This window comes from Porphyromonas gulae DSM 15663 (genome assembly GCF_000378065.1).
In the GTDB taxonomy this organism is placed as follows: Bacteria; Bacteroidota; Bacteroidia; order Bacteroidales; family Porphyromonadaceae; genus Porphyromonas; species Porphyromonas gulae.
Map to the genome: position 1 here is coordinate 116,028 of NZ_KB899147.1, position 24,085 is coordinate 140,112.

General features: G+C 46.9%; 20 protein-coding genes and 1 tRNA gene. 14 read left to right on the plus strand and 7 right to left on the minus strand.

Going from position 1 to position 24,085, the window contains the following annotated elements; translation table 11 throughout:
* Positions 1 to 64 precede the first annotated feature (64 nt).
* From tuf to F452_RS0100600, 11 genes are all read left to right on the plus strand, one after another.
* Entirely contained in the window at positions 65 to 1,252 is a 1,188-nt protein-coding gene (gene tuf, locus F452_RS0100550; RefSeq protein ID WP_018964320.1) for an elongation factor Tu, read from the plus strand.
* A gap of 69 nt (positions 1,253 to 1,321) precedes the next feature.
* Positions 1,322 to 1,394: transfer RNA gene (locus F452_RS0100555), tRNA-Trp, on the plus strand.
* Positions 1,395 to 1,409: 15 nt separating this feature from the next.
* A complete protein-coding gene (secE, locus tag F452_RS0100560) occupies positions 1,410 to 1,613 on the plus strand; it encodes a preprotein translocase subunit SecE (RefSeq protein ID WP_004584915.1) in 204 nt (67 codons plus the stop codon).
* 21 nt (positions 1,614 to 1,634) lie between these two features.
* Positions 1,635 to 2,174 (plus strand): transcription termination/antitermination protein NusG, encoded by a 540-nt coding sequence (gene nusG / locus F452_RS0100565; protein WP_018964321.1) that lies wholly within the window; start codon positions 1,635 to 1,637, stop codon positions 2,172 to 2,174.
* 68 nt (positions 2,175 to 2,242) lie between these two features.
* Entirely contained in the window at positions 2,243 to 2,680 is a 438-nt protein-coding gene (gene rplK / locus F452_RS0100570; RefSeq protein ID WP_018964322.1) for a 50S ribosomal protein L11, read from the plus strand.
* A 20-nt stretch (positions 2,681 to 2,700) separates the two neighbouring features.
* Positions 2,701 to 3,399 (plus strand): 50S ribosomal protein L1, encoded by a 699-nt coding sequence (gene rplA / locus F452_RS0100575; protein WP_018964323.1) that lies wholly within the window; start codon positions 2,701 to 2,703, stop codon positions 3,397 to 3,399.
* A 15-nt stretch (positions 3,400 to 3,414) separates the two neighbouring features.
* Positions 3,415 to 3,939 carry a 50S ribosomal protein L10 gene (rplJ, locus tag F452_RS0100580; protein ID WP_018964324.1) on the plus strand — a complete coding sequence of 175 codons (525 nt, stop codon included), beginning with the start codon at positions 3,415 to 3,417 and terminating at the stop codon, positions 3,937 to 3,939.
* Positions 3,940 to 3,980: 41 nt separating this feature from the next.
* Positions 3,981 to 4,358 (plus strand): 50S ribosomal protein L7/L12, encoded by a 378-nt coding sequence (rplL, locus tag F452_RS0100585; protein ID WP_010956001.1) that lies wholly within the window; start codon positions 3,981 to 3,983, stop codon positions 4,356 to 4,358.
* A 111-nt stretch (positions 4,359 to 4,469) separates the two neighbouring features.
* Positions 4,470 to 8,279: a DNA-directed RNA polymerase subunit beta gene (gene rpoB, locus F452_RS0100590; RefSeq protein ID WP_018964325.1), complete on the plus strand. Its 3,810-nt coding sequence runs from the start codon at positions 4,470 to 4,472 to the stop codon at positions 8,277 to 8,279.
* Positions 8,280 to 8,344: 65 nt separating this feature from the next.
* Positions 8,345 to 12,646, plus strand: coding sequence for a DNA-directed RNA polymerase subunit beta' (gene rpoC / locus F452_RS0100595; protein ID WP_018964326.1), 4,302 nt, complete (start codon positions 8,345 to 8,347; stop codon positions 12,644 to 12,646).
* 278 nt (positions 12,647 to 12,924) lie between these two features.
* On the plus strand, positions 12,925 to 13,623 hold the full coding sequence (locus F452_RS0100600) for a Crp/Fnr family transcriptional regulator (protein WP_018964327.1): 699 nt from the start codon (positions 12,925 to 12,927) through the stop codon (positions 13,621 to 13,623).
* A 52-nt stretch (positions 13,624 to 13,675) separates the two neighbouring features.
* On the opposite strand, the gene F452_RS0100605 is transcribed toward F452_RS0100600, so the two are convergent.
* The 7 genes from F452_RS0100605 to F452_RS0100635 all read right to left on the minus strand — a co-directional run bounded on the left by F452_RS0100605 (position 13,676) and on the right by F452_RS0100635 (position 19,421).
* Entirely contained in the window at positions 13,676 to 13,966 is a 291-nt protein-coding gene (locus F452_RS0100605) for a DUF721 domain-containing protein (protein ID WP_018964328.1), read from the minus strand.
* Between the two features lie 11 nt (positions 13,967 to 13,977).
* Complete coding sequence (gene recF / locus F452_RS0100610; protein WP_018964329.1) at positions 13,978 to 15,075, minus strand: DNA replication/repair protein RecF; 1,098 nt, start codon at positions 15,073 to 15,075, stop codon at positions 13,978 to 13,980.
* Entirely contained in the window at positions 15,072 to 15,602 is a 531-nt protein-coding gene (gene gldH / locus F452_RS0100615) for a gliding motility lipoprotein GldH (RefSeq protein ID WP_018964330.1), read from the minus strand. Before gldH ends, recF begins: the two co-directional genes overlap by 4 nt.
* A gap of 8 nt (positions 15,603 to 15,610) precedes the next feature.
* Positions 15,611 to 17,020 (minus strand): PSP1 domain-containing protein, encoded by a 1,410-nt coding sequence (locus F452_RS0100620; RefSeq protein WP_018964331.1) that lies wholly within the window; start codon positions 17,018 to 17,020, stop codon positions 15,611 to 15,613.
* Positions 17,021 to 17,125: 105 nt separating this feature from the next.
* Positions 17,126 to 18,667, minus strand: coding sequence for a ribonuclease Y (gene rny / locus F452_RS0100625; protein WP_018964332.1), 1,542 nt, complete (start codon positions 18,665 to 18,667; stop codon positions 17,126 to 17,128).
* 142 nt (positions 18,668 to 18,809) lie between these two features.
* A complete protein-coding gene (locus tag F452_RS0100630; protein WP_018964333.1) occupies positions 18,810 to 19,118 on the minus strand; it encodes a cell division protein ZapA in 309 nt (102 codons plus the stop codon).
* 6 nt (positions 19,119 to 19,124) lie between these two features.
* Positions 19,125 to 19,421, minus strand: a complete 297-nt coding sequence (locus F452_RS0100635; RefSeq protein WP_018964334.1) for a hypothetical protein — start codon at positions 19,419 to 19,421, stop codon at positions 19,125 to 19,127.
* Between the two features lie 1,171 nt (positions 19,422 to 20,592).
* Here F452_RS0100635 and F452_RS12505 point away from each other — a divergent pair.
* The 3 genes from F452_RS12505 to F452_RS0100660 all read left to right on the plus strand — a co-directional run.
* Entirely contained in the window at positions 20,593 to 21,168 is a 576-nt protein-coding gene (locus tag F452_RS12505; RefSeq protein WP_235317503.1) for a hypothetical protein, read from the plus strand.
* A gap of 42 nt (positions 21,169 to 21,210) precedes the next feature.
* Positions 21,211 to 22,032, plus strand: a complete 822-nt coding sequence (locus F452_RS0100655; RefSeq protein WP_018964338.1) for a hypothetical protein — start codon at positions 21,211 to 21,213, stop codon at positions 22,030 to 22,032.
* 345 nt (positions 22,033 to 22,377) lie between these two features.
* Positions 22,378 to 24,085: choice-of-anchor J domain-containing protein (locus F452_RS0100660; RefSeq protein WP_018964339.1), on the plus strand; the 1,708-nt coding region annotated here is incomplete at its 3' end.

Sequence of the window (24,085 nt, forward strand, 5' to 3'; positions counted from 1 at the left end):
ATTGTGGTTAGCGTTTTGTATAAGCACAAACAAACAACTTAAATAAAACAAAGAACTTAAGGTTATGGCAAAAGAGCATTTTAACAGATCGAAACCCCACGTTAACGTAGGTACGATCGGACACGTGGACCACGGTAAGACTACCTTGACGGCTGCAATCACAACCGTGTTGGCAAAGAAGGGTCTTTCAGAGCTTCGTTCATTTGATTCAATCGATAACGCTCCCGAAGAAAAGGAACGTGGTATCACGATTAATACTTCACACGTTGAATACCAAACAGCTAATCGTCACTACGCTCACGTAGACTGTCCGGGTCACGCCGACTATGTGAAGAACATGGTTACCGGTGCTGCTCAGATGGACGGTGCTATCATCGTTGTAGCTGCCACAGACGGTCCTATGCCTCAGACTCGCGAGCACATCCTTTTGGCTCGTCAGGTAAACGTTCCTCGTCTAGTTGTTTTCATGAACAAATGCGACATGGTAGACGATGAAGAGATGCTCGAGCTTGTTGAAATGGACATGCGCGAACTCCTTTCTTTCTACGATTTCGATGGCGACAATACTCCTGTTATCCGTGGCTCTGCTCTGGGTGCTTTGAATGGAGAGCCTCAGTGGGAAGACAAGGTGATGGAGCTTATGGAAGCTGTTGACAACTGGGTTCCCCTGCCTGAGCGTGACATCGACAAGCCGTTCTTGATGCCGGTTGAAGACGTATTCTCTATCACGGGTCGTGGTACGGTTGCTACAGGACGTATCGAAACCGGTATTGTGAAGACCGGCGACGAAGTTCAGATCATCGGTCTCGGTGCAGAAGGAATGAAGTCGGTTGTTACGGGGGTTGAAATGTTCCGTAAGATTCTTGACGAAGGTCAGGCCGGTGACAACGTTGGTCTTCTCCTCCGTGGTATCGATAAGGATCAGATCAAGCGTGGTATGGTTATCTCTCACCCGGGTAAGGTTACTCCTCACAAGAGATTTAAGGCTGAGGTTTATATCTTGAAGAAAGAAGAAGGTGGTCGTCATACTCCTTTCCACAACAAATATCGTCCGCAGTTCTATATCCGTACGCTTGACGTAACCGGTGAAATCACTCTTCCCGAAGGAACAGAAATGGTTATGCCCGGTGACAACGTAACGATTACGGTTGAACTCATCTACCCGGTTGCATGTAACGTAGGTCTCCGCTTCGCTATCCGTGAAGGTGGTCGTACGGTAGGTGCCGGTCAGATTACAGAACTCATCGACTAATTCGATTAGTCAGCAATACTAAGGGGTCCCGATACCTCTCTCAATGGGTGGGTATCGGGCTCTTTTCAAACGGGTTTAGCTCAGTTGGTAGAGCATTGGTCTCCAAAACCAAGTGTCGGGAGTTCGAGTCTCTCAACCCGTGCAAAATTTTCAATCAATGAAACTATTCAATAAAATAGGGACTTCGATAACGGATTCCTATAATGAGCTTGTACATAAGGTTTCTTGGCCTACCAGATCCGAGCTGACAAACAGTGCTGTAGTAGTGATGATTGCTTCCTTAATCATTGCTCTTTTTGTGTTTGTTGTCGATACTGCTTTCGAGCGGATCATGGAACTGGTATACAAATTGGTGTTCTAACCATTTCTTGCTTATCAAGATATGACAAACGCAGAGAGAAAATTCTATGTTCTCCGTGCCATTAGTGGTAAGGAGAACAAAGTGCGTGAATATCTGGAAGCAGAAATGAAGCACTCCGATTTAGGTAATTATCTCTTTCAGGTTCTCATTCCCACTGAAAAAGTGATGACACAGCGTGCCGGTAAAAGGGTTATAAAAGAACGCCCTTATTTACCCGGATACGTATTGGTCGAAGCTGTTCTGGTTGGTGAAGTAGAGCACCGACTCCGCAGTACACCTAATGTGATTGGGTTCTTGGGTGACGGTCGTCCGGCACCTCTTCATCCATCCGAGGTTAGTCGAATCTTAGGAAAAGTAGACCAACTGGACAGCGAAGACGAAGAATATGAACTCAGCTTTATGGTGGGTGAAACCGTGAAAGTATCAGATGGTGCTTTTGCCGGTTTCGATGCGATAGTGGAAGAGGTCAATCCCGACAAGAAGAAGCTCAAGGTGATGGTGAAGATTTTCGGAAGAAAAACGGCACTGGAGCTTTCTTATGTGCAGGTTGAGAAAGAATAAGGTTATGTTACGGATCTTTTCTCTCTCACATTGATATAGTGTGTGTCTGAATTTTTAATTTTAGAACAATGGCTAAAGAAGTTGCTGGACAAATCAAATTGCAAATAAAAGGTGGTGCAGCTAATCCCTCACCCCCTGTTGGGCCTGCACTTGGTGCAAAGGGCATCAACATCATGGAGTTTTGCAAGCAATTTAATGCCAGAACCCAAGACAAAGCCGGCAAAGTATTGCCTGTAGTAATTACGTACTATGCCGATAAGTCTTTTGATTTTATCGTAAAAACTCCTCCTGTTGCTATTCAACTCCTTGAAGCCAGCAAACAGAAGAGCGGTTCTGCAGAGCCTAATCGTAAGAAGGTAGCAGAAATCACATGGGAGCAAGTACGTGCGATCGCAGAAGACAAGCTTGTCGATTTGAATTGCTTCGATATTAAAGCTGCCATGAAAATGGTAGCCGGTACTGCTCGAAGCATGGGTATCGCGGTTAAAGGGGACTTCCCGGAATAAATAATTTAATCTTACTCAAAATGAGCAAACTAACAAAAAAACAGAAGTTGGCCTTTAGCAAGATTGAACCCGGGAAAGCATACACAATATCGGAAGCATCGGCCTTGGTGAAAGAGATCACCACGACCAATTTTGATGCATCTGTGGATATTGATGTGCGCTTGGGTGTAGACCCCCGCAAGGCTAACCAGATGGTGCGTGGCGTTGTAACGCTTCCGCACGGAACTGGAAAGCAGATCCGCGTTTTGGCATTGTGCTCTCCTGATAAAGAAGCTGAAGCTAAAGAAGCTGGTGCTGATTATGTAGGTCTTGATGAATACATAGAAAAAATCAAGGGCGGTTGGACTGACATCGACGTCATCATCACCATGCCTGCCATTATGGGTAAAATCGGTGCATTGGGACGTGTTTTAGGTCCTCGCGGATTGATGCCTAACCCTAAAAGCGGGACTGTAACCAATGATGTAGGTGCTGCTGTAAAAGAAGTGAAAGCCGGTAAGATTGACTTTAAAGTTGATAAAACCGGTATCGTTCATACGTCGATAGGTAAAGTGTCATTCTCTGCGGACCAAATCCGCGATAATGCACGTGAGTTTATTAATACGATTATTAAACTCAAGCCTACTACAGCTAAGGGTACTTATATCAAAAGCATCTATCTTTCAAGTACTATGAGTTTCGGTATCAAAGTTGATCCTAAGACAGTGGATGAAAATTAAGAAAGGGTAGAAACGATGAGAAAGGAAGATAAAGGTACAGTTATAAGGCAGTTGACCGAATATATCGGCCAATACCCCCACTTCTACTTGACTGACATAGAAGCATTAAATGCTGAGAAAACATCAGAGCTCCGTCGCAACTGCAATAAAAACGGAGTGAAGTTGGTAATGGTGAAAAACACGCTTTTGCGTGCAGCCTTAGCAGCGAGTGATGTAGATTTCTCTTCATTGTACAGCTGTCTGAAAGGGAATACCGCTGTCATGTTCTGTGAAGTGGCTAATTCTCCCGCCAAAGTAATCAAGCAGTTTACAAAGGATACCAAAGGAGAAGGAAAACCTTGGCTAAAAGCTGCGTACGTACAGGAAAGCTTCTACATTGGAAGGGAAAACCTGGATGCTTTGGTTTCGATCAAGAGCAAAAACGAACTTATCGCAGATGTTGTGGCATTGCTGCAGTCTCCGGCCAAGAACGTTATTGCATCTTTGCAGTCAGCAGGTCAAACGATCCATGGTGTGTTGAAGACCTTGGAAGAAAAATAATTCAACAGTATAATTGAAAACTTTTAATACTCAAAAATAAAATGGCAGACATTAAAGCTATTGCTGAACAACTGGTTAACTTGACAGTAAAAGAAGTTAGCGAACTCGCTACTATCCTGAAAGAAGAATATGGCATCGAGCCGGCAGCTGCTGCTGTTGCTGTAGCCGCTGCTCCTGGTGCTGCCGGTGCTGCAGCTGAAGAGGAGAAAACTTCTTTCGATGTAGTTCTTAAGAGTGCTGGAGCTGCAAAATTGCAGGTAGTAAAAGCTGTTAAAGAACAATGCGGTCTTGGCCTGAAAGAAGCAAAGGATCTCGTAGACGCAGCACCTTCTACCGTGAAGGAAGGTGTAGACAAAGCTACTGCTGAGGCTCTGAAAAAGGCTCTCGAAGAAGCAGGTGCTGAAGTAGAACTGAAATAACGCATTTTAGGCCTGATTATCAGGTTATTATGGTTAAGGCCCCCCATTTTGGGGGATCTTAACCATTTCGTGTCTATAGTTTTCCCAAGTTAAAATAGTCCTGAATTTTAGATGACGCCGACTACAAACAACAATAGAATCAACTTCGCTTCGATAAAAAATCCGCTTTCCTATCCGGACTTTCTCGAAGTTCAACTCAAGTCGTTCCATGACTTCCTTCAGTTAGATACTCCGCCCGAGAGGAGGAAAAAAGAAGGTCTCTATAAAGTTTTTGCGGAAAATTTTCCAATAACCGATACCCGTAACAACTTTGTCCTGGAATTCCTTGATTACTATATTGATCCCCCCAAGTATTCCATCGAGGAATGTCTTAGCAGGGGGCTCACCTATAGCGTCCCTCTGAAAGCTAAGCTAAAACTTTATTGTACGGATCCTGATCACGAAGATTTTGCGACCGTAATTCAGGACGTTTTTCTTGGACCTATACCCTATATGACAAGTTCCGGCACATTTGTTATAAATGGAGCCGAGCGCGTCATCGTTTCCCAATTGCACCGTTCTCCGGGTGTGTTCTTTGGGCAAAGCCTTCACACTAACGGTACCAAACTATACTCAGCGCGAATCATACCATTCAAAGGCTCATGGATCGAATTTGCTACGGACATTAACAATGTCATGTATGCATACATCGATAGAAAGAAGAAACTTCCTGTAACAACTCTTCTTCGTGCCATTGGTTTCGAGGCAGACAAAGACATTCTCGACATCTTCAATCTTGCCGAAGAGGTAAAAGTAACGAAGACCAACCTGAAGAAATGCATCGGACGCAAATTAGCAGCTCGCGTCATCAATACGTATATCGATGATCTTAGTGATGAAGACACCGGCGAAGTTGTTTCCATGGAGCGAATCACTGTCGTGGTGGACAGAGAGGTTGAACTGACAGAGGATAATATTGAGGCAATCCTCAACTCAAATACACAAACGATCCTGCTACACCGAAGTGATTCGAATACTTCTGATTACAGCATCATATTCAACACTTTACAGAAGGATCCATGTAATTCGGAAAAAGAAGCCCTGTATTATGTATACAGACAGCTCCGTAATGCCGAGCCGGCTGATGATGCAAGTGCAAGAGAGGTAATAACGAATCTGTTCTTCTCTGATAAACGGTACGACTTAGGCGATGTCGGGCGCTATCGTATCAATAAGAAGCTGAACTTGAATATCGATCCCGATATCAAAGTACTGACAAATGAGGATATCATTGAGATCATCAAGTATCTTATCGAGTTAGTAAATTCCAAGGCATCAGTAGACGATATAGACCACTTGTCGAACCGTCGTGTTCGGACTGTCGGAGAGCAGCTTTACAACCAATTTGGTATTGGTTTGGCCCGTATGGCCAGGACGGTACGCGATCGAATGAATGTTCGCGACAATGAAGTTTTCACTCCTATTGATTTGGTCAATGCTAAGACTATTTCCTCTGTCGTGAATTCTTTCTTTGGTACCAATGCCTTGTCGCAGTTCATGGATCAGACAAACCCATTGGCTGAAATAACGCATAAGCGACGTCTGTCGGCATTGGGCCCCGGAGGTCTATCGCGCGAACGGGCCGGCTTTGAAGTCCGGGACGTTCACTACACGCATTATGGTCGTCTATGTCCTATTGAAACGCCTGAAGGACCCAATATCGGTCTGATTTCCTCCCTCTGCGTATACGCCAAAATCAGTGATTTGGGTTTTATCACAACACCATACCGTGAAGTAAAGAACGGCAAGGTAGATTTTTCCGACAATGGACTGAAATACTACACGGCAGAAGAAGAGGAAGAGAAGACCGTAGCACAAGGAAATGCGCCTCTTGACGAAAATGGTCGATTTGTCAGAGAACGAGTAAAAGCACGTTACGAGTCGGATTTCCCGTTGGTTACACCGGATGAGGTCGATCTGATGGATGTTTCGCCCACTCAAATTGCTTCAATCGCAGCAGCTTTAATTCCTTTCTTGGAACACGACGATGCCAACCGTGCGTTGATGGGTTCTAACATGATGCGTCAGGCTGTTCCCCTACTAAGGCCTGAATCTCCGATCGTCGGTACCGGTATAGAAGGTAAATTGGTACAGGATTCACGTACACAGATCGTGGCGGAGAGAGGCGGAGAGGTTGTCTTTGTGGATGCCTCTTGCATCAAGATTCGTTATGACAGGACAGCTGATGAAGAGTTTGTAAGTTTCGACGATGCCATCGTTACCTACTATCTTCCCAAATACCGCAAAACGAACCAAAGCACGACCATTGACCTGCATCCTATTTGTTCTAAAGGGGATAGAGTAGAGGCTGGCCAAATTTTGACGGAAGGCTATTCAACTCAGGGGGGAGAATTAGCCCTCGGCCGCAATGTTCAGGTAGCATACATGCCTTGGAAAGGATACAACTATGAGGATGCTATCGTATTGAACGAGCGAATGGTTCGAGAGGACTTCTTCACGTCTGTTCATGTTGACGAGTATATTCTTGAGGTTAGAGAGACCAAAAGAGGTCTTGAAGAACTCACTTCCGATATCCCCAACGTCAGCGAGGATGCGACAAAGGACTTGGATGAAAATGGGATTGTGCGAATCGGGGCACATATCGAGCCCGGTGACATCCTTATTGGAAAAATTACGCCTAAGGGTGAATCGGATCCGACTCCTGAAGAAAAACTGCTGCGCGCAATCTTCGGCGACAAAGCCGGCGACGTTAAGGACGCTTCATTGAAAGCAACTCCCTCTCTGCGAGGGGTGGTAATCGACACGAAATTGTTCTCAAAAGCTGCCAAGAAAAAGAGTCGGACATCGACCAAAGAAGCCGTAAACAAACTTGACGATACATATGCGAAAAGGCAGCAACAACTTCATGAGCGTCTGATCGAAAAGCTAACAGAACTGACCAAAGGCAAAACCTGCTGTGGCGTAAAGGACTACTTGAATGTTGAGTTGATTAAGGCCGGCAGCAAATTCACCAAAAAAGATCTTGAAGCTCTTGATTTCAATGTGATCCAATTAAGTGATTGGACAAATGATGCACATACGAACGAGCTGATAAAGGCTGTCGCGGTGAATTATCTGAAGCACTCCAAGGAAATTGAAGCTGAACTACGCCGTCGCAAATTAGATGAAACGATCGGAGACGAGCTGCCTGCGGGTATTGTTCAAATGGCCAAAGTCTACATAGCCAAGAAACGGAAGATCCAAGTTGGCGACAAGATGGCTGGACGTCATGGGAATAAAGGTATTGTGTCCAAAATCGTGCGTCAAGAGGATATGCCGTTCCTCGCAGACGGTACTCCGGTGGACATATGCCTGAACCCTCTTGGTGTGCCCTCACGTATGAACTTGGGACAGATATTCGAAGCTGTACTTGCATGGGCAGGACGCAAGATGAATGTCAAGTTCGCTACACCTATCTTCGATGGAGCTTCCCTTAAAGATATGAATGAGTGGACAGACAAAGCAGGCCTACCTCGTGATGGAAAGACATATCTGTACGATGGTGGTACCGGCGAACGTTTCGACCAGCCTGCAACCGTTGGTGTAACTTATTTCTTGAAGCTTGGACACATGGTCGATGACAAGATGCATGCTCGATCCATCGGACCGTATTCACTCATCACCCAGCAACCTCTCGGTGGTAAAGCTCAATTCGGAGGACAACGATTCGGAGAGATGGAGGTTTGGGCTCTAGAAGCATTTGGAGCTTCGCATATCTTGCAAGAAATTCTTACTGTGAAATCTGACGATGTTGTTGGACGTTCAAAGGCATACGAAGCGATAGTCAAAGGAGATCCGATGCCAACACCGGGTATTCCGGAGTCGCTTAACGTGCTATTGCATGAATTGAAAGGCCTCGGTTTAAGTTTTTCTTTGGACTAACTCCTAATCGAGAGTCTGTACAATTATTTTTGCCTTCATCCATTCCTATTCAAGCAAAGTGAACTATGGCTTTTAGAAAAGAAAATAAGATAAAGAACAACTTCTCGAAGATTCGTATCACCTTGGCTTCTCCTGAAGAGATTCTTGAGAACTCATTTGGAGAAGTATTGAAGCCGGAGACGATCAATTATCGTACGTACAAGCCGGAACGAGATGGTTTATTCTGTGAACGCATCTTCGGTCCGGTTAAGGATTTTGAATGTCATTGCGGCAAATACAAGCGTATTCGATACCGTGGTATCGTATGTGATCGTTGTGGAGTCGAGGTGACGGAAAAGAAAGTTCGCCGTGAGCGTATGGGACACATCCACTTGGTCGTGCCCGTTGCTCATATTTGGTATTTCCGTTCTCTCCCGAATAAGATCGGCTATCTATTAGGTCTGCCTACCAAGAAGTTGGATGCTATCATTTACTATGAACGCTACGTTGTCATTCAACCGGGTGTTGCCGAAGGGCTGAGTCAACTTGATCTATTGTCGGAGGAAGAATACCTCGACAAGCTCGATGAAATAGAACGTACCCACAAGGGCAACCAAAATTTGGAGGATACTGATCCAGACAAATTTATTGCGAAGATTGGAGCAGAAGCTATTTATGATCTTCTATGTCGTGTGGATCTGGATTCCATTTCCTACGAATTGCGAGATCGTGCCAATACAGATGGTTCGCAACAACGTAAAACCGAAGCACTTAAACGTCTTCAAGTCGTTGAAAGCTTCCGTGCATCCAAAGGTGTGAATCGTCCTGAGTGGATGGTTATGAAAGTCATTCCGGTTATCCCGCCGGATCTTCGCCCTTTGGTGCCTTTGGATGGTGGGCGTTTTGCCACGTCTGATTTGAACGACTTGTACCGTCGTGTCATTATCCGTAACAATCGTCTCAAACGATTGATCGAGATCAAAGCTCCTGAAGTTATCTTACGTAACGAAAAGCGTATGCTCCAGGAAGCAGTTGACTCACTTTTTGACAACTCACGGAAGTCGAGTGCGGTTAAGTCTGACAACAACCGTCCTCTGAAATCCCTTTCAGACAGTCTCAAAGGTAAGCAAGGCCGTTTCCGTCAGAATTTGCTCGGTAAGCGTGTCGATTACTCTGCCCGTTCTGTTATCGTTGTTGGCCCGGAGCTCAAGATGCACGAATGCGGACTTCCGAAAGACATGGCGGCCGAACTTTACAAACCCTTCATTATTCGCAAGCTGATTGAGCGTGGTATAGTGAAGACTGTTAAGAGTGCCAAGAAGATTGTAGATCGCAAAGAACCTGTTATTTGGGATATCTTGGAGTATGTGATGAAAGGACATCCGGTTCTTCTCAACCGTGCCCCAACCCTTCACAGATTGGGTATTCAAGCGTTCCAGCCTAAGCTGATCGAGGGGAAAGCAATACAATTGCACCCATTGAGCTGTACTGCATTTAATGCGGACTTCGATGGAGACCAAATGGCTGTGCACCTTCCTCTGAGCAACGAAGCTATTCTTGAGGCCCAGTTGCTTATGCTGGCTTCGCATAACATTCTTAACCCTGCCAATGGGGCACCGATTACTGTTCCCTCGCAGGATATGGTATTGGGTCTGTATTATATCACGAAGTTACGCCCCAACACGAAAGGGCACGGCCTGATATTCTACGGCTCTGAAGAAGCGACAATAGCCTATAACGAAGGCAAAGTTGATATTCATGCCCCTATTAAAGTCTATGTAGAAGACTACGAGAACGGAGAGCCGGTTCGCCGTATGGTAGAGACATCCGTTGGGCGTCTGATGGTCAACGAATATGTGCCGAAGAAAGTTGGCTATGTCAATGAAGTACTTGGCAAAAAAGCTCTACGCGACATTATCGGCAGTGTAATCAAGGTCTGTGGAGTAGCTACAACTGCCAAATTCTTGGATGATATCAAGAACTTGGGTTACTACATGGCATTTAAGGGTGGTTTGTCTTTCAATTTGGCAGACGTGCTTATCCCTGAAGAGAAGGACAAATTGATTCAAGAGGGTTACACTGCGGTCGAGCAGATTATGCAAGACTATAGCATGGGATTCATCACGTTCAACGAGCGATACAACCAGATTATTGATACGTGGACGCATATCAATGGCCGCTTGTCAAATGTCTTGATCAAGCAACTCAGCTCAGACAATGACGGATTCAATTCTGTCTTCATGATGATGGATTCTGGAGCCCGTGGTTCCAAAGAGCAGATTCGTCAGCTGTCCGGTATGCGTGGATTGATGGCTAAGCCCCAAAAGAGCGGAGCCGAGGGTGGTCAGATTATCGAGAACCCCATTCTTTCAAACTTCAAGGAAGGGCTTTCGGTACTTGAATACTTTATCTCTACTCACGGTGCTCGTAAGGGTCTTGCCGACACCGCATTGAAAACGGCTGATGCCGGTTATCTTACTCGTCGTCTTGTGGACGTTTCTCATGATGTTATTATCACAGAAGAAGATTGTGGCACATTGCGAGGACTTCTTACTACCGAACTCAAGCAAAACGAAGATGTAGTTGCTTCTTTGTACGAACGCATACTTGGGCGCGTTTCCGTTCACGATATTGTTCATCCTACCACGGGCGACATTATCGTTAGGGCAGGAGAAGAGATCAGAGAGCAAGCAGCACAGATTATCGAAGATTCTCCGATCGAAGCTGTTGAAATCCGTTCCGTTCTCACCTGTGAATCCAAGAAAGGTGTATGTGCCAAGTGCTATGGTAGAAATCTTGCTACCAATCGCATGGTACAGCGTGGTGAGGTCGTAGGCGTTATTGCAGCTCAGTCTATTGGGGAGCCGGGTACACAGCTTACGCTGCGAACCTTCCACGTCGGAGGTATTGCCTCCAATGTGGCGACAGAGAATAGTTTGGTGTCCAAATACGATGGTATCCTCGAGTTTGAAGAACTGCGTGCTGTAGATGCTACTGACGAATCGCATCAGGTCGTAGTGAGTCGAATGACTGAATTGCGTATTGCCGATCCGAATACCGGTATCATTTTGGCCAATCACAATATCCCCTACGGTGCAAAATTGTTCTTCCGCCAAGGTGATACGGTCAAGAAAGGTGACAAAATCATCGAATGGGACCCGTTCAATGCAGTCATCGTATCGGAAGTAGCGGGAACACTCTCTTTTGAAGGTGTAGTGGAGAATGTAACTTTCAAGATGGAAAGTGACGAGACTACCGGTCTGAAAGAAAAGATCATCATCGAATCCAAGGATAAGACCATGGCTCCTTATGCTCGAATAATAGACGAGAATGGAGAGATGCTCAAGAACTACAGTCTACCGATGGGTGCTCACGTAGTGAAAGACGATGGCGACGCAGTCAAAGTCGGAGAGATTTTAGTGAAGATTCCTCGGTCTGTAGGTAAAGCCGGTGACATTACCGGTGGTCTGCCACGTGTTACTGAGCTGTTCGAAGCACGAAATCCGTCTAATCCCGCTATCGTCTCTGAAATCGATGGAGAGATCGGCTTTGGCAAGCTGAAACGAGGAAACCGTGAGATCACTGTTACTTCTAAGTTGGGTGAAGAGAAAAAGTATCTGATCCCCTTGTCCAAGCAGCTTCTTGTACAGGAAAACGACTTCGTGCGTGCCGGGACACCGCTTTCAGACGGTGCCATTACGCCGGCTGATATTCTGGCAATCAAAGGCCCTACGGCAGTACAGGAGTACATCGTGAACGAAGTACAAGATGTGTATAGACTTCAGGGTGTGAAGATCAATGACAAGCATTTCGAAGTCATTGTTCGTCAGATGATGCGTAAGGTTGAAATCGTCGATCCGGGTGATACGCTCTTCCTCGAACAGCAAGTAGTCGATAAGTTCGAAGTAATGGAAGAGAACGATCGCATCTGGGGCAAGAAAGTCGTTATCGATGCCGGAGACAGCCAAGTGCTGAAAGCCGGACAGATCGTTACGGCACGCAAGCTCCGCGATGAGAACAGTATGCTCAAGCGTAAGGACCTCAAGATCGTGAAAGTGCGCGATGCCAAGTCAGCTACCGCCAGTCAGATACTCCAAGGTATTACCCGTGCGGCACTGCAGACCAAGAGCTTTATGTCCGCAGCCTCTTTCCAAGAGACAACCAAGGTGCTGAATGAAGCAGCTATCTGTGGTAAGACCGACTATCTGGAAGGACTGAAAGAAAACGTTATCTGCGGTCACCTCATTCCGGCCGGTACCGGTTTGCGTGATTACGAGAAGCTCGTCGTTATGCATCGTGACGATTACGAAAAGGCGACAGCCGAACGTAAGAGTTTCCTTTCTGTACCCACTACAGAGCCAGCAATGGAAGAAGCTCCATCGGAATAGCTCTCATAGGGTTAAACACCCTTGAAATGATATAATCAGGACTGTGTTAGGGTGAAAAACTTCGACACAGTCCTGATTTTTTGTCTTTAGCTGGTTTTAGGACAAGTAACCTCCTTATATTGTGGTTATTCGGACTTTCAGGCCTATATTTGCAAAATACGGGTTAGAAGATTGATAGAGAAGCACTTTTGTCTTTTCTTCATCGGTTCGGAATAGTCCGACAGGCTTTCTACCTCGTTGTACGGATTCGACCAAATAGACATTCTCTGAACACTTATATGTGGAAGACAGCTTCGGATAAAGGATTGGGATACTTGCTTAGAGATGTCTGGCCTCTGCTTAACGAAGACGAGCGAGAGCTATTAGACAAGGAGATACGGCCTTTCCCTTGTAAGAAAGCCTCTACTGTCTTCTCTGAAGGAGACATCCCCAACAGTCTTTTTTATCTGTACGAAGGAAAAATAAAGATCCTGAGGGAAGGCGTATATGGACGCTTCCACATCTCTCGCATCGTTAAGCCGGGGCAGTTCTTCGGTATGCGTCCCTATTTTGCCGAAGAAACCTGTTCGTCCACAGCCATTGCCGTTGAAAACTCCAAAGTCCTTGCCATACCGGTCGAAGCTATCGAAGCATTGCTGAAAGGAAACACCTCATTCTGTAGATACTTCCTCAAAGCTTTGGCCAAAGAATTGGGCTATGCAGAAAAGCGAACCGTAACGCTCACGCAGAAACATGTTCGTGGCCGACTGGCCGAAACGCTGCTGATACTGAAAGAAAATTTCGGATTTGAGAACGATGGAGCTACCCTGAGTATCTACCTTAGTCGAGAGGAACTGGCCACCCTTTCCAACATGACAGTAAGCAATGCCATACGTACCCTTTCTACATTTGTTTCCGAGCGAATGCTGGCACTTGATGGCAAAAGGATCAAGATTATCGACTGCGATCGTCTGCAAAAAACCGCACGCTCCGGCTAAAGCCTCCCTCCCCCCTTTTTCGATAGTCATTGAGGAAGTGATCGACAAAGAGCTATAAGAAAACTATTTGTCGAATCAGTTCTGCACCTACGGCCGTATTCAGTCTGAGGAGCAACTCTGCTTTGTTGTTGCTCAGCTGGCTGCGTACAACGGACGAATTGAATGTCAGGTACAGTACACCGTCATGAATCCGGCTACGACCGAGGAATTTATAGAGAGGCCCCAACACCTGTGGCAGAGCATCCAAAGCCTCCACCTCGAGAAGTCGCTCATACATGAGCGGTTCGTCCTCCAGCCAAGCCCGAATTACCTGATCCACTTTCTGTATTTCGCTTTTTTCCATCCGAGGGATACCTATTGTTGGAATATCTGTCCGTTTTCTATTTTGAAAAGGCGGTAATCCTCACTCCAAGAGGCGATAATCTCGTCCAAGTATTTCCGGTTCGTGTCTGTGATGAATATCTGACCGAAACCGTTACCACCGACAAGGCGGATAATCCGCTCCACGCGCGTAGCATCCAGTTTGTCGAATATATCATCGAGCAGCAAAATGGGCGTCTCATGACCGTGCAGTTGCTGATGGCGGAACTGTGCCAACTTCATACTGATCAGGAAAGTCTTGTTCTGTCCCTCCGAACCTATTTTCCGAATAAGAACTCCACCGAGAAGCATTTCCAATTCGTCCTTGTGTACACCACAAGAAGAAAACCCCAGTAGATAATCCTTCGGGCGGCTCCTGCGAAGCAATTCCCCAAGAGGTACTCCGTCCGCCAAATGCGAGCGATAGGACAGGCTGACCTCCTCGGCAGATCCGCTAATATCGGAATAAAGATCATTGAAAACAGGAAGAAAATCTTCGACAAAACAGCGACGCTTGTTGTAGATCTCTGCTGCATAGGATTCCATCTGTAGCTCCAAAACATCCATCAGAGCATCATCGTGACGGTCCTGCTTGAGCATTGTATTGCGCTGTTGCAAATGCCGATTGTACTGAATGAGGGCCGACAGATACCGAGGATCCTGCTGGCAAAGCTGCTGATCCATGAACCGTCTGCGCTCATCGCTACCTCCGAGGATGAGCTGATAGTCCTGTGGAGAAACTATTACCAGCGGGAAACGACCGATATGATCGCTCAGCCGCTCATATTCTTTCTTGTTCCGGCGCAATACCTTGTGCTTCCCAGGACGAATAGAGAGAAGCAGCTCTACGGCATCGCCACTTTCATCTCGATACAGTCCCTGCAGCAGGGCCATTTCCTCACCATGCTTCACTACCATATTGTCCGGTACGGAAAGATGACTGCGACAGAAAGAGAGGAAATGCAGCGCATCCAGTAGATTGGTCTTGCCCATTCCATTGTTTCCCACCAGACAGTTCACCTTGGGCGAAAACCGACAATCGGCAGCTACGATACTCTTAAAATTGACGATATGGAGTTCTTCTATGATCATTCTCGTTGGGGTAAGATAGAGGGTGGAGGATTGTCTCGTCCTTCTGTCAAGCGAATACCTACTTCCGTTATACCTGAAAGAGTCGGCACCCTCATATTGTGCTTCAACTCTATCTTATAAAGGCCCGAATAGGGAAAACGTGCGGAGATCGGCAGGCGAAACCGGTTTTGCTGCTTGGCAACCCCTTTTCCGTTCCACTGTTGTGGCTTATCGGCCAAAGTCAGATCCACCGAGTCCGCAAAGATCAGACGCTCTCCCACTGAAACCTCGTACGCCAATGCCAGATCGCGATATTCGTACCGATTGTCGTGGCGGATCAGCAACTCCAAAGAATATGAGCGAGTATAGTCCGGTATGAGGATTTCGTAGTCGAGCACATCGCTTTTCTGCCATCTTCCATGAGGCACCTGACGATAGAGTATTCGCTCGTCCTTACGGTATGTGCAAGACACAGCCAAGCATATCCCCAATGCAACCAGAAAAAAACTGATTGCCCCTCGGACTTGCTTTTGTGTGGCAGCACCCATCTTCCCCTCTATTCCTCCTTTCTCTCTCCCTGTCGGCCTTCCTGACGAGGAGTACTTTGACGCGGTGGTCTGCGACCACTGCCCGCCACGCGTCTGGCTCCTTCCACTCGTTCGGAGCCGGCCTCGTTCGTATAGGGACGTGCAAAACGAGCATCGCCTCGACTGCGCTCTCGCGTATTCTCCCGACGATCACCTCCCTCCGGTCGGGGAGCTTTCTCTCGTGATGGTATTCTGCTACTGCTGCGAACGCGAGGTGTAGGCTGTACAGATTCATGCGTGCGACGAGGCTCGCCGTTTTTCTCTCTATCAGAGAAGTCTCTACCACCGTTGCCGTTGCGCCTCCTGCGGCGAGACAAGGCATCGTCGAACCGAGTCAGACTATTGTCCGTAAGGATGTCGGACAATTCGTGTCCGGACGACTGCTTCTTGTCGTCATACTCCAGCGATACTGGTTTGATCCCCTGCTTGTTCAGGCTGATCACCTCGAAAGCGCGCCGAGCCGATATGGTCGTAAGATTGACAGGAGCATTGGGAACGGTAGAATACGAAACCTCCCGACGGAATACATCCGCCTTGAAATAGTGGTACACACTCTCTTTCGTCTCCAAGACGATCTCCGGACTCGGCATCTTCTTACGAGCTTCCACATAGGCATCCACCTCATAATTGAGGCAGCATTTGAGCTTGGCGCAGAGGCCCGTGAGTTTCTGAGGATTGAGAGCCAAATCCTGATAGCGAGCTGCACTCGTATTCACCGACACGAAATTCATCTTCCACGCCGAGCAGCACAGCTGGCGGCCGCAAGGGCCGATACCGCCTATACGGCCGGCCTCCTGTCTTGCACCGATCTGCTTCATCTCCACACGAATGTGGAAAGTCTCCGCCAGTACTCGGATCAGTTGGCGAAAGTCTACGCGCTCATCGGCGATATAGTAGAAAATGGCCTTATTGCCATCGCCCTGATACTCCACATCTCCGATCTTCATATCCAGATTCAAATCGGCCGAAATCTGGCGGGACTGGATCATCGTATCGTACTCTCGTGCCTTTGCTTCGCGGTACTTATCCAGATCGCCCTGTTTGGCTATGCGGTATATCTTGAAAGGCTCGCCGTTGTTCGTGCTGTATCGATGTTTGCGCATCTGGAGTTTTACCAACTTACCGGTCAGCGTCACCGTCCCGATGTCATGGCCCGGATTAGCCTCTACGGCTACTACATCCCCTTTGTGCAGTTCTATCTTCTCGCTGTTGAGGTAGTACCCTTTGCGCGTATTCTTGAATTGTACCTCCACGAATCCGCCATCTTCGGGCAAATCGGGGATGTCGCTCAGCCAGTCATAAGTGCTGAGCGGCTGGCTATGACACCCCTTGCAGGCATCCTTCGTCAGGGAGGTCGTATTGTCTAATCGGTAGTCCATCCGTCTTTTGCTTTGTCCGGTGTAGTTCTCTACTGCTGCTGATAGGAGGTATAAGGCACAACCGCCGCACTATGCAAGCAGGTACTATCCATCGGTATGCGGGATTTATTTGGCGTAGCTGACGGAGCGAGATTCGCGGATCACCGTGATCTTCACCTGTCCCGGGTAGGTCATCTCATCCTGAATTCTCTTGGCTATTTCGTTCGAGAGCGTTTCCACCGAGGCATCGTCCGTCTTGTCGGCACCGACGATTACACGGAGTTCGCGACCGGCCTGGATGGCATAGGTCTTGATAACGCCCGGATAGGACATGGCGAGCTGCTCCAGATCGTTCAGACGCTTGATATAAGCCTCCACAATTTCGCGACGAGCTCCCGGACGGGCACCACTAATGGCATCGCACACCTGTACGATAGGAGCTATCAGCGACATCATTTCCACCTCATCGTGGTGCGCTCCTACGGCGTTGCATATATCGGGTTTCTCTTTGAACTTCTCACAGAGCTTCATACCCAAGAGAGCATGTGGCAATTCCGGCTCATCATCGGGCACCTTGCCGATGTCGTGCAGCAGACCGGCTCGTTTGGCTTTCTTCGGGTTCAGCCCCAATTCGCTGGCCATGATGGCACAGAGATTGGCCGTTTCGCGCGAATGCTGCAAGAGATTCTGCCCATAGGAAGAGCGATACTTCATCTTACCGATCAGGCGGATCAGCTCCGGGTGCAGGCCGTGGATTCCAAGGTCGATCACCGTCCGTTTACCCGTCTCGATGATCTCTTCCTCCACTTGCTTTCTCACTTTGGATACCACCTCTTCTATGCGTGCCGGATGGATACGTCCGTCCTGTACCAGCTGGTGGAGTGCCAGACGTGCTATCTCACGACGCACCGGATCGAATCCCGACAGGACGATGGCCTCAGGCGTATCGTCCACGATGATCTCGATGCCGGTAGCAGCCTCCAATGCACGGATGTTGCGGCCCTCTCGGCCGATGATGCGCCCCTTGATCTCATCGCTTTCGATATGGAAGACGGTCACGGAGTTTTCGATGGCCGTCTCCGTAGCCACGCGCTGGATGGATTGGATGACGATTCGCTTAGCCTCTTTGTTGGCAGTCATCTTGGCCTCTTCGATAATCTCATTGACGTATGCAGAGGCCTGCCCCTTGGCTTCGTCTTTGAGGCTTTCCACCAGCCTGTCTTTAGCCTCCGCTGCGGAGAGTCCGCTCAGAGATTCCAGATGAGCCTGTTCGCGAGCCTTCAGCTCGTCGAGCTCCGTCTTTTTCTTTTCTATCACAGAGAGCTGAGCAGTCAGATTCTCACGCATCAAATCCATTTCCTGCCCCTTCTTCGTTATATCTTCCTGACGTTGGTTGAGGGTTTGTTCGCGGCTTTTGAGTTTGCTCTCCACCGACTGGAGCTTGCTATTGCGCTGTGCCACCTGCTTTTCCAGGTCGCCTTTGAGTTGGAGAAACTTCTCCTTCACTTCGAGGAGCTTCTTTTGCTTGATCACCTCGGCTTCACGGCGAGCTTCGGCGAGAATCCCCTCTGTCCTTTGCTTGAGCAGTGTCCGCGTGATCAGCCATACGGCAGCGGCACCGGCTATAAGCCCCAAAAAAGTAAATAATAAAAGTGTTCCTATTCCCATTTTCGTTTGTATTCTTTGAAATTAGTAAGTAGCAGTATTACACACGTGTTCCGAGGCCGATCACAGCAAAGACCTCGAAGAAAAGGAAAGAAACAAAGAATGAAAGGAATGAGAAGAAAAAGCGGTAGTAGTCCTCTCCCGACTAATAGCGACTTAGAAAAGCCTCCAATTCGGTATTGAGCCTGCGCAAGCGGTCATTGATCGGGGTACGATCGGCCTGTTTGCGCTCGTGTACCAAATAAAAAGCCGTATCCACTGCAGCCAGAAGCAAATGTCCGCCTGCAGGCAGTTGGGCCATATTGGGATATGATTCGCGATAACGCATGATCCGGAAGTTGAGTCTATCGGCAGCTTGCCGATAGAGGGCCTCATCATTACGTGGTATGGCAAGCCTCAACCGGCTCCCCTGAATGTTGAGCGTGATATTCAGCGAGTCCGGATCCTTTGTCATCTTCTTTTATTCCGTTTGCAACAGGGCAATGCACCTGTCTATTTCTCTTATCAAACTTTCCAGACGCTGTTTGGACTGGCGGGCTTCGTCCTCATTGGCTACGATCACCCTCGATGTCAGCAACGTCTTGTTCTTGGTTTCTGCTATGCCCAAGGCCAAATCCTGCTGTGCGATTTTTTTATTTTTCGCAGCCAGTTCGGCCCGAAGAGACGAAATTTCGTTTTGCTGATTTTCCACCAGCTCCATCAGCTTGCGGACGTTATATTCCAGCTTCGAAAGATCGAGTTCCTCTTCTCCGGTCATAGAATAATCCTTTTCCTTACAAAAGTAAATTATCCGCGCCAAACTGGCAACTAATTTTGTGTGCTTGTATAAAGGGTAAATGAAACAGTCGTTACGGAGAAAAAAGAATTGGTTACTTTTGTCTTCGCAGAAGGACTGCTCCACAAAATGGTTTTCCTATATTCAGGGAGCCGGTAATGAATTGAAAAAGAGAAAATTGAATAGAATTGCAAAACATCGAAATGCTACCACTCATAACCCACTGCTTTACATCCAATCGGAATATCCTCTCGATCGAATATACTGTAGCAATAGACATCGATCCCGGTCGGGATTGTAGAGAACGAATCCATCAGATACGCAAATCATAGATCGACCAATAGTATCATAGCATAGGACAAGCTCCTACGCACCTGTATCGCACCCGCCGGAGTTCTACGGATAACTCGACGGGTGCTTCTTTTATATCGGCTTCGGAAAAGGCTTTTTCGAGCCTGCGATTTATATACAAATCTCTTGCGATCTATATATTTATTGAAAACGATTTGTATATAAAACGAAAACTATTTATATATAAATTGAAAATCATTTATATACAGATCGTTATTCGACTCCTCGGAAAACAAATTTCGAACTTCGGCGGACAGATTTCTATCCTTTTTTACCTTGGATGCCTCTCCCTTTTGGATGCTTATTTGGAATCATTCCAAACTCGTCTTCGTTGTTGAAAACTTTTTTGGTGCGAATTTTTTTAGTGGAAAGGAGAAAGAGGGAGGAGAGAGGTCAAGGCTTGCCGGAACGCTGTGAAAGTGACAAAAAGTATCCGGACTCAGTATCACTTGCCTCAAAAAGAAAAAAAACTGATCAGGAACCGGTTACAGGCTAAAAAATCGCCCGAGATTGCATTCCTAAGCAGCTTTCTATACTATAAATATAGTGAAAAAATAATACATGGCCTTCGGAACCCCTAAAAATTCGGAACAGGATGCCTTCCAAAAGATTTTGAATGTAGAATTCCTTCTTTTCTCGATAAGGAAACATAAAAAATGTTGGCACGGTCTCCTCTTGTTGTTTCCTTCAAGCAGATGGTGTAATATTGTGAACGAAATTCCAATTTACCGATCCAAGGAATGGATTGCTTGTAGAAATCACAAAAAAATAGATCCTAATATCAGTAACAATCATTTGTAGTATGAAAAGGAGTATTTTATTTGCTATCCTGTCTGTTTTGCTCGTATCTATGTCATTTTCGAGCTGTGAATCAAAAAGCAAACAGAAGGAACTCAGCGTATCCGGCTCTGCCGAAGTGCGCAAAGGGTTCGACCTTTTGATCGATATAGAGGCTTTCAATGCCGGAGCGGGACGAGAGGAATCGCTTGCAGGAAGAGCCGAACATATCCTGCACGAATCCGTCCTTCCTATCAAATTGCAGGAGTTTGTCGATGAATCCGGCCTTAGCTCTTCGGCCGTTTCTCAGTTTTTGATCAAAGACAAAGTCTTGATCAAAAACAAGGTAGCCGGTTCGTTCGATTTGTCGATCTTCGAAGGAGTAAAACTTTATGCCGGCTCCGACTATAAGTTGATCGCCACCATCACTTCTTTGTCGAGCGATGAGCTTTCGCTCAAGATAGAAATGAACAATCTGCTTCCTCTGCTCCAATCGACAGGCCTCCCTATCCGCTTGACGACTACGACGGACAAGAATATAGAGGGGGTAAATATGTTGGCAGAGGTGCTGCACTTTACTTTCTTCATCGAGGTAGAGTAGTCGAATAAGTCATCAGTTACATTTATCAATAATCCAAGTGTTATGAAAAAGAAGAATTTATTGTTTGGCGTTTTGGCTCTATTGTTCGCTCTGCCGGCTATTGCTCAGGACGACAACAACCTTCATGATGGAAAGATCCATTATGGAACAACTGTTTCGGTAGGTGTGTTGAACGGCGTCAAAATAGAGGGGAGCGCGCGCTTTATGCCCGAACTGACGGCTCGTGCAGGCTTCGCCTTCATACCCTCCATTGCCATTATCAACAACAAAGTGTTTGTGCCGGATGATCCCCAAGAATTGGAGGCATATCAGTCGGCATTGGGCTATACGCCCGGAATCAGGGGGAATCTGAAGGTTTCTTCTTTTTCCGGCCATGTATTGGCTGATTACCATCCGTTCAAGAACGCTTTCCGCGTAACGGCCGGTTTGTACTTCAACCGTCCGCAAATCAATGCCAAGATACAGCTGATCAATCAAAATACAGGACAATCCATCATGAACGATCAGAGCACGCTCAATCCGAACAACATGCCTGTCATCACGATCAAGGATAAAGACAATCCGGCGGATAAGGTGAGCATCCAACCCTCTTCGACGGCAGAGGTGGAAGCATCGGTACATTTGGGTAGGGCCGTACAACCTTATATCGGCATCGGTTACGGATTTGCCGTTCCCGTATCGAGGGTATCTTTCTTCGCCGATCTTGGAATGCTTTTCTCCGGAAAAGCACAGATCTCGTCTCCCAATGTGATAACGGGTGATCCGAACTTGCTGATTGACTTTTCCGAAGATGCACAGGAGGCAGTCTATCTGACACAGATACTTCCCGTGCTCAACATAGGCGTTTCGATACGATTGTTCTAAAAACGCAGGGAGCGCAAGCAAACAGGGAGAGACTGTCAGGACGAATTCCTGATGGTCTCTCCCTGTTTTATATCAAGCTTATAGTTACTTATACGCTGACCACAGCTTTTAGATGCAGTCATTGAAAAATCGGATTGAGATGGATGTGTTTTGATGTTTTTTGCGTGAAAAATAGTTTTATTCCAAATTTTGATGTTATATTTGGACGCATGGGTGGGTGCCTGAAATTGCAGTGTTACAGAGAAAATTAGTCTGCTGCTTATTCCCCTCAAATAAAAGGCTGGTATATCCGCATTCTATTATAGACCAAGAGATTATTGATAGAAAAGAATTACGAATCAAATAATGGCTATCATGATGAAAAGTATTGTTTTTAGAGCATTTCTAACGATTTTGCTCTCGTGGGCAGCGATCACGAATCCGACTGCTCAAGAGATCTCAGGCATGAATGCATCCTGTCTGGCTGCTCCGGCTCAACCGGATACTATCTTATATGAAAGTTTTGAGAATGGACCTGTTCCCAATGGCTGGCTTGAGATAGATGCTGATGCTGATGGTGCCACTTGGGGAAGCCCATCAGGCTCTTTCTCTGTACCTTACGGACACAATGGCCTTTGCACCTACTCCCATATACGTTCCGGTATCTCAACAGCGGGCAACTATCTGATTACACCCAATATAGAAGGAGCCAAACGGGTCAAGTACTGGGTATGCAATCAGTATAGTACCAATCCGGAACATTACGCAGTAATGGTATCGACAACGGGGACTGCCATTGAAGACTTTGTTTTGTTGTTTGATGATTCCATAACAGGGAAACCGACTCCTCTCGTATGGCGTAGACGAATCGTGGACTTACCAGAAGGGACCAAATATATTGCATGGCGACATTACAAAGTCACCGACTCACACACAGAATTCTTGAAATTGGATGATGTCACTGTGTATAGGTCGATCGAAGGGCCCGAACCTGTTACCGACTTCACAGTAATCAATATCGGACAGAATGTGGGACGATTGACTTGGAACTATCCGGAGGATTATCAGCCGGAAGGAAAGGGGAATGAAGAGTTGCAGCTTAGCGGCTACAACATCTATGCGAACGGTACACTACTGGCACAAATAAAAGATGTCTCCATACTGGAGTATGTGGACAGCACTTACTCTTTGCGAGACAATCCCTTGCAAGTGGAGTACTGCGTTACAGCCGTTTACGATGAAAGCATAGAATCTTCGACCGTATGTGGCACGCTGCATTACGCCACGGATGCCATCCTTTATGAAAATTTTGAGAATGGGCCTGTTCCCAATGGTTGGCTTGTGATAGACGCTGATGGAGATGGATTTAGCTGGGGACACTATTTGAATGCATACGACGCTTTTCCCGGCCATAATGGAGGCCATTGCTCCTTGTCGGCTTCTTATGTTCCGGGTATAGGCCCGGTGACTCCCGACAACTATCTGATTACCCCCAAGGTTGAAGGAGCCAAACGTGTCAAGTACTGGGTAAGCACGCAGGATGCCAATTGGGCAGCGGAACATTATGCGGTGATGGCTTCGACAACGGGGACTGCTGTTGAAGATTTCGTCATATTGTTCGAAGAAACCATGACAGCGAAGCCGACCGGCGCATGGTATGAAAGAACCATCAACTTACCTGAAGGGACTAAATACATCGCATGGCGGCATTACAACTGTACCGATATATATTTCTTGAAGTTGGACGATATCACTGTATTCGGGACTCCTGCATCAGAGCCCGAACCTGTTACCGATTTCGTTGTCTCGCTTATTGAGAATAACAAGGGACGCTTGAAATGGAATTATCCTAACGGCTACGAACCCGATAAGACTGATGATAAAGACCGGTTGCAGCTTGCCGGCTACAAAATCTATGCAAACGGCTCGCTCCTTGTTCACATACAAGACCCGACTGTTTTGGAGTATATCGATGAGACTTATTCTTCACGAGACGATCAGGTGGAAGTGGAGTATTGTGTCACTGCCGTTTATAGTGACAATATCGAGTCCCAATCGGTTTGCGATAAGCTGA